Raw genomic sequence first — 15,012 nt, forward strand, 5'->3', positions numbered from 1 at the left:
GCGCTTTACGTGCAGCGAGGCGTCAACTGGCCAATGTTCGCCGCTCTTCCGCCTGACCGGGGGGAACGGGAACAAAGGAAAGTGAAAGGGGTTGCCCATGGCGAGCTACTTCGTCACGAGTTTCACGGCCGCCGACCACCGGGGGTACGCGGCCCGATTCCAGGACGATCTCGCCGTGGAGGTGGGCAGGCTGCTCGGGGGCCGCAAGATCGTCGCCCGGGCCTGCGACGACACCCTGACCGCCGGGGAACGCCGTGCGCTCGTCGCCGAGGCCGGTGTCCTGGTCGTCCTCTGCTCTCCCGCCTACTACCAGGACGAGGAGTGCCGGCGGGACTGGGCGGTGTTCCAGCGCAGACTCGGCCATGTCCCCGAGCAGGGACGACCGCACGACAACCCCGCGCGGGTGCTGGTCCGTTGGCGCCCGGTCCGGATCCCGCCGCCCGGCCGGCCCTGGGCACCGCGACTCGACGGGGACAGGCTGGACGCCTACGACGACTACAACGAGTCCGGCCTCTACACGGTGGTACGCAAACAGGGCCGGCAGTCAACCGCCTACCGGCGGGCGCTGCGGGCCCTGGCCGCCCAGGTACGGGAGGGCCACCGGGCGGCGGTCCCCGTCCTGTCACCCGACGACGGCCTCCTGCCCGAGCCCGCTTCCGTGCCCGTCACGGTGCCCGGGCAGAGAACCGCCGAGCCGCCGGAGCCACCGCCCGAACCGGTGCGTCCGCCCCGGGTGTTCCTCTCCTACGCCCACGCCGACGACCAGCCCGGGCACGACGACGACGTCCGGTCCCTGGCCGCGTTGCTGCGGCGGCAGGACATCGACGTCAGGACGGATGCGGAGGCGTCCGAGGAACCGCAGATCTGGCTGCGGTGGATGGACGGGCAACTGGAGCCGGCGGACTTCATCATCGGGGTGGCCTCACCCGCGTACCGGCGCAGATTGCGGCAGGAGGAGGAGCCGGGCGTAGGGCTGGGAGCGACCTGGGAGGCCAGTTACATCCTGGATTACGTGTACCAGCACCCGGCCACGTGGCAGAAGCGCATCCTCTGGGTTCTCTTCCCCAGCTACGGCCCTGAGGCCCTCCCGGGCTTCCCGGGTTCGGCCTCCGCCACGCACTGGCACATCGCCCCCGAGACGGGCGCTCCCGACCTGGACGCCCTGGTCCGCTACCTGAAACGCGGCCCCCGGCCACCGTCCTGAAAAAAATTCCTGTCGGCCGTGCAACCCTCCCCCCACCTCGCGGGTCGTACATGGCATCAGGACTTCTGGGGAGGGGATCTGGGGGGATCGCGGGGGTTCTGACTGGAGGGGAAAGCCGAGGGGGCCTGGTCGACGGACCAGGCCCCCTCGAAGCTTGTACGGCTAGGCCGTGTCTTTCGGATCATCCCGGGGCCGCGGGGCTTGGCACGCCCATCTGCCGCGTTGTCGTCGGTCGCCGACGCTCCGCGTCGACTCCCTCCTCCGCCTTGCAGCTGCACGCACCAAGCCCCGCTCACCGGCACCGGTTCAGCACCGTCGCTCCGAGTCGGGCTGATCCGAAAGACACGACCTAGAAGAACACCCCGCACCGCAGCAGCACGTTCGCGTACGGCCGGGCCTCGCCGGTGCGCACCACCAACCGCGCCCCCGCCGACAGCTCCTTCAGCCGCTCGTGCGACACGAACTCCAGGGCGCCCCCGTCGAAGTGCCCCGCCAGCAGCTTCGCCGCCGCCGGATTCGCGTCCCGCACCTCCGTCGCCGCCGTCGCGCCCTCCACGACCAGCTCGGCCAACAGCCCGTCCAGCACCTCCGCGAAGGACGGCACCCCGGCCCGGAACGCGAGGTCGACGACGCGGGGGCCGTCCGGTATCGGCATACCGGCGTCGCAGACCAGCACCCCGTCGCCGTGCCCCAACTCGGCCAGCGCACCGGACAGCTGACGGTTGAGGATGCCCGCCTTCTTCACAGCGCGTCGACCTCCTCGGCCGTGGGGAACGACACCTGCGCGCCTTCCCTCGTCACCGCCGCCGCCCCGACCCGGGCCGCGTACGCCGCCGCCTGAGGCAATGAGGCCCCCGTCCCCAGCCGGTACGCCAGCGCCGCCGTGAACGCGTCGCCCGCGCCCGTCGTGTCCACCGCGTCGACCTTGACCGACGCCACCCGGCTCACCCCGTCCCTGGACGCCACGAGGGCGCCCTCCGCGCCCAGGGTGACGACCACCGACCGCGGGCCCTTCGCCAGCAGGATGCGAGCCCAGTCCTCCGGGTCGTCGCCGATCGCCGAGTCGCCGAGGATGACCTTCGCCTCGTGCTCGTTGACGATCAGCGGGTCGCAGGCCGCCAGCAGCACGGCGGGCAGCGGACGCGGCGGAGAGGGGTTCAGCACGAAACGGCTGTCCGGCGCGAGGCTCGACGCCACCGCCACGACCGTCTCCAGCGGGATCTCCAGCTGCGCCGACACCACTCGCGAGGCATGGAAGAGGCTGCTCGCCGCGCGCACGTCCTCCGGCGTGAGCCGGCCGTTGGCGCCCGGTGAGACGACGATGCTGTTGTCCCCGGACGGGTCCACGGTGATCAGCGCGACCCCCGTCGGCGCCCCGCCGACCAGCACGCCCACCGTGTCGACCCCGGCCGACCGCAGCGAGTCCAGCAGCAGCCGGCCATGGCCGTCGTCGCCGACCCGGGCCAGCAGGGCCGTACTCGCGCCCAGCCGGGCGGCCGCGACCGCCTGGTTCGCGCCCTTGCCGCCCGGGTGGACGGCCAGGTCGGAGCCGAGCACGGTCTCCCCGGCCGCCGGCCGGCGCTCGACACCGATCACCAGGTCGGCGTTGGCCGACCCTACGACCAGGAGGTCGTAGTCGTACATGAAGTTGCTCCCCTATGAGATGACGTGAGCCGGCGGGCGCCCGTGACGAGCGCCCGCCGGCCTTGGTCTCAGCCCGCGAAGTCGGCCACGTTCTCCTTCGTGACCACCTTCACCGGCACCATCACCGACTTCTCGACCTTGTCGCCCTCGGCGACCTTCACCGCGTTCTGCACGGCGATCCTGCCCAGTTCCGCCGGCTGCTGCGCCACCGACGCGTACAGCGTGCCTGCCTTGACGGCCTTCAGGCCGTCCTCGGTTCCGTCGAAGCCGATGACCTGGACGGACTTTCCGGCCTTGGAACCGAGCGCCTTGATCGCGCCGAGCGCCATCTCGTCGTTCTCGGCGAAGACACCGTCGACGTCCGGATTGGCCTGGAGCAGGTTGGTCATGACGTCCAGGCCCTTGGTGCGGTCCCAGTCGGCGGGCTGCTTGGCGACGACCTCGATGCCCGGGTAGGCCTTGAGTCCCTCGGTGAAACCGGCGCCGCGCTCCCGGCTCGCGGAGGTGCCCGCCTGGCCCTGGAGGACGACGATCTTCCCCTTGCCGCCCAGCTTCTCGGCGAGGTCCTTCGCGGCGAGCCTGCCGCCGGCCACGTTGTCGGAGGCGACGAGGGCGGCGGTGTCCGCGTTGTTGACGGCGCGGTCGACGGCGACCAGCGGGATGCCCGCCTTGTTGACGGCCTTCGCCGCCGGGGTCACCGCGTCGGAGTCCACGGCGTTGACGATGATCGTGCCGAGGCCCGAACTGGTGAAGTTCTCCAGCTGGTTGGCCTGCTGCGAGGCGTCGTTCTGCGCGTCGGTGACCGTCAGGTCCACGTCCAGCTTCTTCGCCTCGGCCTGCGCTCCGGCGCGGATCTGCACGAAGAACGGGTTGTTGAGGGTCGACAGCGACAGACCGATCTTCTGGCTCTTCGCCTCCGAGGTGCCGCTGTGCAGGAGCGAGGTGGCGCCCACGATCGCCGCGGCGACCACGGCCGCGAGCACATAGGTCATCGCCTGCTTGCCCTTGTTGCCGCCCGTCCCCGCCGCCACCGGCGTCGCACCCGCCTTGCGGCGGACGGTGTCCAGGAGAACCGCCAGCGCGATGACGACACCGATGACCACCTGCTGCCAGAACGCCGACACGGACAGCAGGTTGAGGCCGTTGCGCAGCACCGCCAGGATCAGCGCGCCGATCAGCGTCCCGGACGCCTTGCCCGTACCACCGGCCAGCGACGCCCCACCGATGACGACCGCGGCGATCGCGTCGAGCTCGTAGCCCTGCGCGGCCTGCGGCTGCGCGGAGGAGAGGCGGGAGGCCAGGACGATGCCGGCGGCCGCGGCGAACAGACCGGAGAACGCGTAGATCGCGAGCTTCTGCCGCTTCACCCGCAGACCGGAGAGACGGGCCGCCTCCTCGTTGCCGCCGATCGCGTACATCGCACGGCCGATGTACGTCCGCCCGAGCACGAACGCCGTGATCAGACCCATGCCGATCATCACCAGCACGGGCACCGGCAGCCAGCCGCCGAGGGTGTCACCGAGATGGGAGATCGAGCTCGGGAAGGCGATCGGGGAACCCTGCGAGATCACCAGCGACAGACCGCGCGCCACCGACAGCATGGCCAGCGTCGCGATGAACGGCGGCAGTTTGCCGTACGAGATCAGGAAGCCGCTGACCAGGCCGCACGCTATGCCGGTCGCGATGGCGAGCAGTACCGCGAGGACCACCGGCATGCCCTGCGACGTGGCGCTCCAGGCGAGGACGGTGGCCGACAGGGCGGCGACCGAGCCGACCGACAGGTCGATGCCCGCCGAGACGATCACGAAGGTCACACCGAAGGCGAGGATGGCGGTCACGGCCGCCTGGACGCCGACGTTCAGGAGGTTGTCCGTCGTCAGGAAGTCGCCGGACAGCGCCGACATCGCGATGACGAGGACGATCAGCGCGGTCAGCGCGCCGTTGTCGAGGAGCAGGCGGCGCAGCCCTGAGGCGCCCGTCGTGCTCTTGAGCGTGTCAGTGGCCACGAGGGGCCTCCTTCTCAAGGGTGTTGGGGTTGCTGACGGCGAGCGCCATCACGGCGTCCTGCGTGGCCTGGTCGGCGGGGAGTTCACCGGCGATCCGGCCCTGGGCCATGACCAGGACCCGGTCGCTCATGCCGAGGACCTCGGGCAGATCGCTGGAGATCATGAGCACGGCCGCACCTTGAGCGGTCAGTTCATTGATCAGCTGGTAGATCTCGACCTTCGCGCCGACGTCGATGCCACGCGTCGGCTCGTCGAGGATCAGCACCTTGGTGTCGGCGAGCAGCCACTTGCCGATGACGACCTTCTGCTGGTTGCCGCCGGACAACGTCCTTACGTGCTGGCCCAGTCCGGCCATCCGCACGCCCAGCTGACCGGCGATCCGGGCGGCGGCCTCCCGCTGCCCCTTGAGGTCGACGAGCCCCGCGCGCGTGGCCGAGCGCAGCGTCACCAGGCCGAGGTTCTCCGCCACGGACGCGTCGAGGACCAGCCCCTGGCCCTTGCGGTCCTCGGGGATCAGCCCGATGCCCGCCGCCATGGCCGCGTTGACGTCATGCCGCTTCAGCGCGGCCCCGGCGACCCGCACCGCGCCCCGGTCGTACGGGTCGGCGCCGAACACCGCGCGCACGACCTCCGTCCGCCCGGCGCCGACCAGCCCCGCGATTCCGACGACCTCACCGGCGCGGACCTCGAAGGACACGTCGTGGAAGACGCCGTCCCGGGTCAGCCCCTCGACGGTCAGCAGCGCGGCGCCCTGCTCGGGCACTTCACGCGGGTACTGCTGCTCGATGGACCGCCCGACCATGAGGCGCACGAGCTCGTCCTCCGGGGTGGAGGCGGGGACCTGCCCGACGGACTTTCCGTCCCGGATGACCGTGACCCGGTCGCCCAGGGCGGCGATCTCCTCCAGGTGGTGCGTGATGAAGACGATCCCGACGCCGTCCTCGCGCAGCGTGCGCACGATCGCGAAGAGCTTCTCCACCTCCTCGGAGGTGAGCACCGCGGTCGGCTCGTCCATGATCAGCACGCGCGCGTCCAGGCTCAGCGCCTTGGCGATCTCGACCATCTGAAGGCGGGCGATGCCGAGTTCGCGCACCCGCGCGCGGGGCGACACGTCGACACCCACGCGCGCGAGCAGGACCTCGGCGTCGGCCTCCATCCGCTTGCGGTCGATCATGCCGAGGCGGCGCGGCTGGCGGCCCAGGAAGATGTTCTCGGCGACCGTCAGGTCGGGGACGAGGTTGAACTCCTGGTAGATGGTGGCGATCCCGAGGCGCTCGGCGTCCTGCGCACCCTGGATGCGCACCTCCGCGCCGGCCGCCAGGATGCGGCCCTCGTCGGGCGTGTAGGCGCCGGAGAGCATCTTGATGAGGGTGCTCTTGCCCGCGCCGTTCTCACCGAGGAGGACGTGCACCTCGCCGCGGCGCAGGTCGAAGTCGACGCCGTCCAGCGCGACCACGCCAGGGAAGGTCTTCCGGATGCCTTCGATGCGCAGCAACTCGTCCGGGTTGCTCACGACGTGCTCCTGTTCTGTACGGGGGCCGGCTCGGGGGAAGCCGGTTGCTCGCCGCACGAGCGGCGTACGACGAGACGGGCGGGGAGGGTGACGGACCGCGGCTCCCGGCCCTCGATGCGGTCGACGAGCGCGCGCACGGCGGCCCGCCCCAGCTCGTCCGTGGGCTGGGCGATCGCGGTGATCGGCGGATCGGTGTGCACGAACCAGCGGATGTCGTCGAACGCGGCGAGCGCGAGGTCCTCGGGGACCCGCAGCCCACGCGCGCGGACGGCGTCCAGTGCGCCGAGCGCCATCAGGTTGTCGGCGGCGAACACGACCTCGGGCGGCTCGGGCAGGTCGAGGAATCCCTCGGTGACCCGCCGCCCGCTCTCGGCCTGGAAGTCGCCCTGTCCGATGTAGGCGTCCGGGAGGGGGATGCCGTACTCGGCGAGGGCCTCGCGGAAGGCCTCGACGCGCTCGCTGCCGGTGGTGGTGGCGGCGGGGCCCGCGATGATCGCGAGCCGGCGGTGCCCGAGCGCGTGCAGATGCGCGACGAGGTCCCGGACGGCGGCCCGTCCGTCGGCCCTGACGACCGGTACGTCCACGCCCGGGATCCACCGGTCCACGAAGACCATCGGCGTCCCCGCGCGGGCGGCGTCCAGCATCAGCGGGGAGCCGCCGTCGGTGGGGGAGACCAGGAGGCCGTCGATACGGCGGTCAAGGAGCGTCCGTACGTGGTGGTCCTGGAGGTCGGGCCGCTCGTCGGCGTTGCCGATGATGACGCTGTAGCCGAGCGCGCGGGCCTCCTCCTCGACGGAGCGGGCCAGTTCGGTGAAGTACGGGTTGAGCACGTCGCTGATGACCAGGCCGAGGGTGTGGGTCTGGTCGGTGCGCAGCGAACGGGCGACGGCGTTCGGGCGGTAGCCCAGCGCTGCCACGGCGGCCAGCACGCGTGTGCGTGCGTCGGCGCTGACCGACGGATGGTCGTTCAGGACGCGCGAGACCGTGGCGACGGACACTCCCGCCTCGGCAGCCACGTCCTTGATGCTCGCCATCGCCGTTCCACCTCCTTGTGGATCGATCGTGATCAGCCGGGCAATCGGTTCATGGAATCGATTACATCGGCGTGTACGGAGGATTGGAATCGATTACACGGCAGTTAATCAAGCCCCCGCCCGACCTCTGAGACCGGATCGTGATGAAGGGGTGCTCGTGATGAAAGGGTGCTCGTGGGGAAGGGGTGCTCGTGGGGAAGGGGTGCTCAGCTCAGTGGCAGCCGCATGATCGTCAGGTCCAGCCACCGCCCGAACTTGATGCCGACCTCCCGGACCGTCCCCGCATGCTCGAACCCGTACCGCTCGTGCAACCGGACCGACGCACTGTTCCCGGCCTCGATCCCGGCGACCATCACGTGATGGCCGGCCGCGCGGGCCGAGGTGATGACGGCGTCCAGCAGCGCGGAGCCGATGCCCAGGCCGTGGCGTCCCTCGCGGACGTAGACCGAGTTCTCCACGGTGTGGCGGTAGCCCTCCTTCTCCCGCCAGGGCCCGTACGTCGCGAAGCCCACCACCTCGCCGGCGGCCTCGGCGACGAACGCGGAGCCGCGCTCCAGGTGGGCGGCCAGCCAGGCCGCGCCCTCGGCGGCGGACAGGGTCCGGTCGGTCCACAGGGCCGTGGAGTGCTCGATCGCGTGATTGCGGATCTCACGGACCGCCTCGGCGTCCCCGGCAAGCGCCGGGCGTACGGTCACGCCCGTGGTGGACGTCTCGTATATTGGATTCATGTCCAACATAGTAGATCCTCTGGTGCGCCAGATCGCCGCACGCGTGCGTGCCGAGCGGGAGCGCCGCCGCTGGACCCTGGCGCAGCTCGCCGAGGCCTCCGGAGTCTCCCAGGCGATGATCAGCCGGATCGAACGGGAGGAGAGCAGCCCCACGGCGGTCGTCCTCGGCAAGCTGTCGGCCGCGTTCCAGCTCAGCGTGTCCTCGCTGCTGGCGTCGGCGGAGGGCGAGGCGGCGGTCGCGGACGAGGGGGAGCGGGTGCGTCGGGAGGCCGACGCGGCCGTGTGGCGCGACCCCGAGACGGGCTACCGGCGCCGCCAGATCACCAGCCCCCGCTTCCCCACGGAGATCGCCGAGATCCGCCTGCCCGCCGGGGCCCAAGTCCCCTACCCCGCGGCGGCGTTCGCGTTCATCCGGCAGCTGGTGTGGGTCCTCGACGGTCAACTGACCTTCCACGAGGGAGATCTGGTGCACCGCCTCCACTCCGGCGACACCATCGAACTCGGCGAACCGGCCCCGCGCACCTTCGTCAACGACACCGACACCGAATGCCGTTACGTCGTCGTCCTGGCCCGGCACCCGCAGCCATGAGGCGACCGATACGCCCCGCGCGACGCCGCGCGTCGACGGCCCCCCGCGTCACCGTTGACCCGGTAGGGTCACCCGCTTCCGGACCCGCGCCCGGATCTGGACCCGCGCCCGGATCTGGACCCGCGTCCGAATCTGGACCCGCTTCCGGACCCGCGCCCGTTTCCGGACCCGCGCCCGTTTCCGGACCCGCGCCCGTTTCCGGACCCGCGCCCGTTTCCGGACCCGTGCCCGGATCTGCACCCGTTTCCGGACCCGCGCCCGAATCTGGACCCGCTTCCGGACCCGCGTCCGAATCTGCACCCGCGCCTGCACCCAGACCCGCTCCCACAACCGGGCCCGCACCGGCACCTGCGCCCGGACCCGCTCCCCGAGGCCGTCCCTTCCTCCTGGCCGTCGTCGCCGGCACGGCGATCGCCAACAACTACGCGATCCAGCCCGCGCTCACCGACGTCGCCGCCCAGCTCCACGTCCCCCTGTCGGTGATCGGCCTGATCCCCACCGCCGCGCTCCTCGGCTGCATGACCGGATTCGTGCTGCTGCTCCCGCTCGCCGACCGCGTGGCCCCCGACCGTCTGCTGGCCGCCCAGCTCACCGCCCTCGCCGCCGCCCTCGTCCTGGCCGCGGCGTCCCCCGGCGCGGGCGTGCTCCTCGCCGCCTACCTCCTCATCGGCGCCACGGCCGGCGCCGCCGCGCAGGCCGGCACCATCGCGGGCCGCCTCGCCCCCGAGGGACGCCGCGCGCGGGCCGTGGCCACCGTCGCCGCCGGGATGTCGGCCGGCATCCTGCTCAGCCGCCTCGTCGGCGGGGCCCTCGCGGACGCCCTCGGCTGGCGGGCGATGCTGCTGGTCTTCGCCACGGCCGCGGTGCTGTGCGCGACGGCCGTCGCGAGGCTGCTGCCGGGGGAACGGCCGCCCGCGCGCGGCACCTACCTGGCCGCGGTCCAGGCACTGCCCCGCCTCCTGCGCCGACACCCCGGCCTGCGCCGCGCGGTGGCCGCCGGCGGCCTGTGGTATCTCGCCTTCAACCTGATCTGGGTCAGCCTCGCCCTCGCCCTCGGCCGCCCTCCGTACTCCCTCGGCCCCACCGCCATCGGCCTCTACAGCCTGGCGGGCCTCCTCGGCTTCGTCACCCTGCCGCTGACCGGCCGCCTCACCGACCGCCACAGCCCCCGTACCGTGATCACGGCCTCCCTGCTGACCGCCGCGACCGGCACCGCCCTGCTCGCCACGGGCCTGGACAGCCCCCTGACCACCGCCCTCGGCCTGGCCCTCTTCGACGCCGGCGCGTTCGCCGCCCAGGCGGCCAACCAGAGCCGCGTCATGGCCCTCGACCCCGACCGGAGCGGCAGCCTCAGCAGCGTCTACCTGGTGCTGTACTTCACGGTGGGAGCCGTCGGCACGACGATCGCGGCGCCGCTGCTCGAAGCCGTCGGCTGGACCGGCACCGCCCTCGCGGCGCTCGCCGCGCTGCTGGCCGCCGTCGGGGTCGTGCTCGCCGGGGACAGGAGGCCTTTCACCTGAGGCCTGTCCGCGCACCCCCACGCACGGGCCCCCCGCTCGGCCGCGGCGTACGCGTCGGCCGCGTGCCGCTCCTCGCCGAGGAACCGGCACAGGTCCCCGAGGGCCCGGGCGAGGGGACGCGTCGCGTAGGCCCCGCCGGCCGTCCCGGCGAACTGCTCCCGCAGGGGCAGCAGATGATCGATGCGGCGGCTGATGGACTGGTACTACCTGCGGCTCGTCGTCACCGTCACCCCGGAGCGGGTGATCGCGCGCTCCGCCACGGCGCCCCCCTTCCTGAAGGTGTCCGCCGGGCCGGACGGCACTCCGTTGCCCGGTGCGGAGCAGCTCGCCGGCCATCCCACGGCGGTCCTCGCGGCGCGCGACGCCTCCGGGGCGCCCGTACTGGCCCGCACCCGGACCGCGCCCACGGTCGGCGGCTTCGTGGTGAGCCCGCCCGACGATCACGCGGTCGTGCCGGGGCCCGCCTCGCTGCTGGTGCACCGGCACGACGACCAGCTCAACCGGATGCGGAACGCGCTGGTCCGCGGTGAGTTGAGGCAGACCGACGACGGTTGGCTGCTCGTGCCCGGGAAGGTGCTGGAACCGATGGGCTCGGGACGGCCGAGCGACGCGCTACGGGTCCTGCGCCACACCCAGCGGGCCACCGACCGGTATCTGCGCCGCCGCGATCTGACCCGGCCCCCGGTGGAGTGGGACGGCTTCCGCGCACTCGCCCGGTCCGCCCGCGGGCACGCCAGCGCCGCCGAGGGCACGATGCGCGACGTGCTGCGCTCCCCGCACCGATGAGCCCCACCTGTGGACAACCCCGGCCGTTGTCATACCGCACCGGTACCGTCGGATCATGGCTCAACAGGCGGGGAACGCGACGGGCGAGCGGCGACTCGCCGTCCTCGAAGGCGTGCTGGAGCGAATCACCTACGCCAACGAGGACAACGGGTACACGGTCGCGCGCGTGGACACCGGCCGGGGCGCCGGCGACCTCCTCACCGTCGTCGGCGCGCTGCTCGGCGCCCAGGTCGGCGAGTCCCTCCGCATGGAGGGCCGCTGGGGCTCCCACCCGCAGTACGGCAAGCAGTTCACCGTCGAGAACTACACGACCGTCCTGCCCGCCACCGTCCAGGGCATCCGCCGCTACCTCGGCTCGGGTCTGGTGAAGGGCATCGGGCCGGTCTTCGCCGACCGCATCACCCAGCACTTCGGCCTGGACACCCTGCGGATCATCGAGGAGGAGCCCAAGCGGCTCATCGAGGTGCCCGGCCTCGGCCCGAAGCGGACCAAGAAGATCGCCGACGCCTGGGAGGAGCAGAAGGCGATCAAGGAGGTCATGCTCTTCCTCCAGACCGTGGAGGTGTCCACCTCCATCGCCGTGCGCATCTACAAGAAGTACGGCGACGCCTCCATCTCCGTCGTGAAGAACCAGCCCTACCGGCTCGCCGCCGACGTCTGGGGCATCGGCTTCCTCACCGCCGACAAGATCGCCCAGTCCGTCGGGATACCGCACGACAGCCCGGAGCGCGTGAAGGCCGGCCTCCAGTACGCGCTGTCGCAGGCCACCGACCAGGGCAACTGCTACCTCCCCGAGGAGCGGCTGATCGCCGACGCGGTGAAACTGCTCCAGGTCGACACCGGCCTGGTCATCGAGTGCCTGGCCGAGCTCACCGAGCCGGACGAGGACACCGGCGAACCGGGCGCCGTACGCGAGAAGGTCCCCGGGGAGCACGGCGAACCGGTCACCGCCGTCTACCTCGTCCCCTTCCACCGCGCCGAACTCTCCCTGGCCGCCCAGCTGCTGCGCCTGCTGCGCACGGGCGAGGACCGTATGCCGGGCTTCCGGGACGTGACCTGGGACAAGGCGCTCGCCTGGCTGAAGGACCGCACCGGCGCCGACCTCGCGCCCGAGCAGGAGGCCGCCGTCAAGCTGGCGCTGACCGAGAAGGTCGCCGTCCTGACCGGTGGCCCGGGCTGCGGCAAGTCCTTCACGGTCCGCTCGATCGTGGAGCTGGCCCGCGCCAAGAAGGCCAGGGTCGTGCTCGCCGCCCCCACCGGCCGCGCCGCCAAGCGCCTCGCCGAGCTCACCGGCGCCGAGGCCTCCACCGTCCACCGCCTCCTGGAGCTGAAGCCGGGCGGTGACGCGGCCTACGACAAGGACCGCCCGCTCCAGGCCGATCTGGTGGTCGTGGACGAGGCCTCCATGCTGGACCTGCTGCTCGCCAACAAGCTGGTGAAGGCGGTGCCGCCGGGGGCGCATCTGCTCTTTGTGGGAGACGTCGACCAGCTGCCGTCCGTCGGCGCGGGCGAGGTGCTGCGGGATCTGCTCGCCGACGACAGCCCCGTCCCCGCCGTCCGTCTCACGCGCGTGTTCCGGCAGGCGCAGCAGTCCGGGGTGGTGACCAACGCGCACCGGATCAACGCCGGGCAGCATCCCGTCACGGACGGCATGAAGGACTTCTTCCTCTTCGTCGAGGACGACACGGAGGAGGCCGGGCGGCTCACGGTGGATGTGGCGGCCCGTCGGATTCCGGCCAAGTTCGGGCTCGACCCGCGCCGGGACGTCCAGGTGCTCGCGCCGATGCACAGAGGCCCCGCGGGCGCCGGCAATCTCAACGGTCTGTTGCAGCAGGCCATCACGCCCGGCCGTCCGGATGTGCCGGAGAAGCGGTTCGGTGGCCGGGTCTTCCGGGTCGGCGACAAGGTCACCCAGATTCGCAACAATTACGAGAAGGGCAAGAACGGCGTCTTCAACGGCACCGTGGGCGTGGTCACCTCGCTCGATCCGGTCGACCAGCGCCTGACGGTGCTGACGGACGAGGACGAGGAGGTGCCGTACGAGTTCGACGAACTGGACGAGCTGGCCCACGCGTACGCGGTGACCATTCACCGCTCCCAGGGCAGTGAATATCCGGCGGTGGTGATCCCGGTCACCCCCGGGGCCTGGATGATGCTCCAGCGCAACCTGCTGTACACGGCGGTCACCCGGGCCAAGAAGCTGGTCGTGCTGGTCGGTTCACGCAAGGCGATCGGCCAGGCGGTGCGCACGGTGTCGGCGGGGCGGCGCTGCACGGCACTGGACTTCAGGCTCTCATCAAAAAATGATCGATCAAATGAGTCACCTAGGTCACAGAGCCCTTCCGGAACCGGGTAGGGGAGGGGCAGGATGGGCAAGTTGGCGGCACTGAGTGCCGCCAATAGGCCCAATGGTCGACCCCCAGTGCACTCTTCTGCGCCGAATGGGGGATGGTAGAGACAGTCAGGGCAACCTCGAAGAAGAGGCACAACGTCGGTGAGGGATGACGTGAGCGACAACTCTGTAGTAGTGCGGTACGGCGATGGCGAGTACACCTACCCGGTGATCGACAGCACCGTCGGCGACAAGGGCTTCGACATCGGCAAGCTCCGCGCCCAGACCGGTCTGGTGACCCTGGACAGCGGCTACGGCAACACCGCCGCCTATAAATCCGCCATCACCTACCTCGACGGCGAGGCGGGCATCCTCCGCTACCGCGGCTACCCGATCGAGCAGCTGGCCGAGCGCTCCACCTTCCTCGAGGTGGCGTACCTGCTGATCAACGGCGAGCTGCCGACCGTCGACGAGCTCTCCGTCTTCAAGAACGACATCACGCAGCACACCCTGCTGCACGAGGACGTCAAGAACTTCTACCGCGGCTTCCCGCGCGACGCGCACCCGATGGCCATGCTGTCGTCGGTCGTCTCCGCGCTGTCCACGTTCTACCAGGACAGCCACAACCCGTTCGACGAGAAGCAGCGCAACCTCTCGACGATCCGGCTGCTCGCCAAGCTTCCGACGATCGCGGCGTACGCGTACAAGAAGTCGATCGGTCACCCGTTCGTCTACCCGCGCAACGACCTCGGTTACGTCGAGAACTTCCTGCGCATGACCTTCTCGGTGCCGGCCCAGGAGTACGACCTCGACCCGGTCGTCGTCGCCGCGCTCGACAAGCTCCTCATCCTGCACGCCGACCACGAGCAGAACTGTTCGACCTCCACGGTCCGCCTCGTCGGCTCCTCGCAGGCCAACATGTTCGCCTCCATCTCGGCCGGCATCAACGCGCTGTGGGGCCCGCTGCACGGCGGTGCCAACCAGTCCGTGCTGGAGATGCTGGAGGGCATCCAGGCCTCCGGCGGTGACGTCGACTCCTTCATCCGCAAGGTGAAGAACAAGGAGGACGGCGTCCGGCTGATGGGCTTCGGCCACCGGGTCTACAAGAACTTCGACCCGCGCGCGAAGATCATCAAGGCGGCGGCGCACGACGTCCTCTCCGCGCTCGGCAAGTCCGACGAGCTGCTGGACATCGCGCTCAAGCTGGAGGAGCACGCGCTCTCCGACGACTACTTCGTCTCGCGCAGCCTCTACCCGAACGTCGACTTCTACACGGGCCTCATCTACCGCGCGATGGGCTTCCCGACCGAGATGTTCACGGTCCTCTTCGCCCTCGGCCGCCTCCCGGGCTGGATCGCCCAGTGGCACGAGATGATCAAGGAGCCGGGTTCCCGCATCGGTCGCCCGCGCCAGATCTACACGGGCGTCGTCGAGCGCGACTTCATCCCGGTCGAGGAGCGCTGACACCTGCCGGTGGGGGCGTCGCTTGATCGGCGCCCTGCTGCTGGTCGGTCTTCCTGGGCTTGGCCCGCGTCGGTCGGGCCCTGCTTGATCGATGCCCGCCGCCGATCGGCCCTCCTGGCTTCGGCTGCGCCTGTCGGGTCTTCCGGTGTGCGGCGCGGGATGCCCGAGGGGTCGGCCGGGGGTCCGGGGGTT

12 protein-coding genes are annotated in these 15,012 nt (G+C 71.2%); 6 read left to right on the top strand and 6 right to left on the bottom strand.

Annotated features, from left to right (window positions below):
- Nucleotides 1-97 precede the first annotated feature (97 nt).
- Nucleotides 98-1,204 carry a TIR domain-containing protein gene (locus ACIHIX_RS31190; RefSeq protein WP_399961961.1) on the top strand — a complete coding sequence of 369 codons (1,107 nt, stop codon included), beginning with the start codon at nucleotides 98-100 and terminating at the stop codon, nucleotides 1,202-1,204.
- Nucleotides 1,205-1,553: 349 nt separating this feature from the next.
- On the opposite strand, the gene rbsD is transcribed toward ACIHIX_RS31190, so the two are convergent.
- From rbsD to ACIHIX_RS31220, 6 genes are all read right to left on the bottom strand, one after another.
- Nucleotides 1,554-1,949 (bottom strand): D-ribose pyranase, encoded by a 396-nt coding sequence (gene rbsD / locus ACIHIX_RS31195; protein WP_399961963.1) that lies wholly within the window; start codon nucleotides 1,947-1,949, stop codon nucleotides 1,554-1,556.
- Nucleotides 1,946-2,848, bottom strand: coding sequence for a ribokinase (locus ACIHIX_RS31200; RefSeq protein ID WP_399961965.1), 903 nt, complete (start codon nucleotides 2,846-2,848; stop codon nucleotides 1,946-1,948). The genes rbsD and ACIHIX_RS31200 overlap by 4 nt, the downstream gene beginning before the upstream one ends.
- 68 nt (nucleotides 2,849-2,916) lie before the next feature.
- Complete coding sequence (locus ACIHIX_RS31205; RefSeq protein WP_399961967.1) at nucleotides 2,917-4,854, bottom strand: substrate-binding domain-containing protein; 1,938 nt, start codon at nucleotides 4,852-4,854, stop codon at nucleotides 2,917-2,919.
- Nucleotides 4,844-6,367 (bottom strand): sugar ABC transporter ATP-binding protein, encoded by a 1,524-nt coding sequence (locus ACIHIX_RS31210; protein ID WP_399961970.1) that lies wholly within the window; start codon nucleotides 6,365-6,367, stop codon nucleotides 4,844-4,846. Before ACIHIX_RS31210 ends, ACIHIX_RS31205 begins: the two co-directional genes overlap by 11 nt.
- Nucleotides 6,364-7,401 carry a LacI family DNA-binding transcriptional regulator gene (locus ACIHIX_RS31215; protein ID WP_399961972.1) on the bottom strand — a complete coding sequence of 346 codons (1,038 nt, stop codon included), beginning with the start codon at nucleotides 7,399-7,401 and terminating at the stop codon, nucleotides 6,364-6,366. Before ACIHIX_RS31215 ends, ACIHIX_RS31210 begins: the two co-directional genes overlap by 4 nt.
- Before the next feature lie 206 nt (nucleotides 7,402-7,607).
- On the bottom strand, nucleotides 7,608-8,129 hold the full coding sequence (locus ACIHIX_RS31220; RefSeq protein WP_399961974.1) for a GNAT family N-acetyltransferase: 522 nt from the start codon (nucleotides 8,127-8,129) through the stop codon (nucleotides 7,608-7,610).
- Between ACIHIX_RS31220 and ACIHIX_RS31225 the strand changes: the two genes are divergently transcribed.
- The 5 genes from ACIHIX_RS31225 (at nucleotide 8,128) to ACIHIX_RS31245 (ending at nucleotide 14,820) form a co-directional block, all read left to right on the top strand.
- Complete coding sequence (locus tag ACIHIX_RS31225) at nucleotides 8,128-8,718, top strand: helix-turn-helix domain-containing protein (RefSeq protein ID WP_399961976.1); 591 nt, start codon at nucleotides 8,128-8,130, stop codon at nucleotides 8,716-8,718. The genes ACIHIX_RS31220 and ACIHIX_RS31225 overlap by 2 nt on opposite strands.
- A gap of 386 nt (nucleotides 8,719-9,104) precedes the next feature.
- Nucleotides 9,105-10,238 carry an MFS transporter gene (locus ACIHIX_RS31230; RefSeq protein WP_399961999.1) on the top strand — a complete coding sequence of 378 codons (1,134 nt, stop codon included), beginning with the start codon at nucleotides 9,105-9,107 and terminating at the stop codon, nucleotides 10,236-10,238.
- 180 nt (nucleotides 10,239-10,418) lie between these two features.
- Nucleotides 10,419-11,024: a hypothetical protein gene (locus ACIHIX_RS31235; protein ID WP_399961978.1), complete on the top strand. Its 606-nt coding sequence runs from the start codon at nucleotides 10,419-10,421 to the stop codon at nucleotides 11,022-11,024.
- 55 nt (nucleotides 11,025-11,079) lie between these two features.
- Nucleotides 11,080-13,380: an ATP-dependent RecD-like DNA helicase gene (locus ACIHIX_RS31240; RefSeq protein ID WP_399961980.1), complete on the top strand. Its 2,301-nt coding sequence runs from the start codon at nucleotides 11,080-11,082 to the stop codon at nucleotides 13,378-13,380.
- Between the two features lie 150 nt (nucleotides 13,381-13,530).
- On the top strand, nucleotides 13,531-14,820 hold the full coding sequence (locus ACIHIX_RS31245; RefSeq protein WP_399961982.1) for a citrate synthase: 1,290 nt from the start codon (nucleotides 13,531-13,533) through the stop codon (nucleotides 14,818-14,820).
- The last annotated feature ends 192 nt before the right edge of the window (nucleotides 14,821-15,012 follow it).

Origin of the sequence: Streptomyces sp. NPDC051913 (genome assembly GCF_044593635.1) — a bacterium.
Lineage (GTDB): Bacteria > Actinomycetota > Actinomycetes > Streptomycetales > Streptomycetaceae > Streptomyces.

Bases quoted from the DNA above. Each gene is read 5' to 3' on its own strand.
- ACIHIX_RS31235 (WP_399961978.1), top strand. From the start codon at position 10,419: ATGCGGCGGCTGATGGACTGGTACTACCTGCGGCTCGTCGTCACCGTC.
- ACIHIX_RS31225 (WP_399961976.1), top strand. From the start codon at position 8,128: ATGTCCAACATAGTAGATCCTCTGGTGCGCCAGATCGCCGCACGCGTG.
- ACIHIX_RS31190 (WP_399961961.1), top strand. From the start codon at position 98: ATGGCGAGCTACTTCGTCACGAGTTTCACGGCCGCCGACCACCGGGGG.
- ACIHIX_RS31240 (WP_399961980.1), top strand. From the start codon at position 11,080: ATGGCTCAACAGGCGGGGAACGCGACGGGCGAGCGGCGACTCGCCGTC.
- ACIHIX_RS31220 (WP_399961974.1), bottom strand. From the start codon at position 8,129: ATGAATCCAATATACGAGACGTCCACCACGGGCGTGACCGTACGCCCG.
- ACIHIX_RS31215 (WP_399961972.1), bottom strand. From the start codon at position 7,401: ATGGCGAGCATCAAGGACGTGGCTGCCGAGGCGGGAGTGTCCGTCGCC.
- ACIHIX_RS31200 (WP_399961965.1), bottom strand. From the start codon at position 2,848: ATGTACGACTACGACCTCCTGGTCGTAGGGTCGGCCAACGCCGACCTG.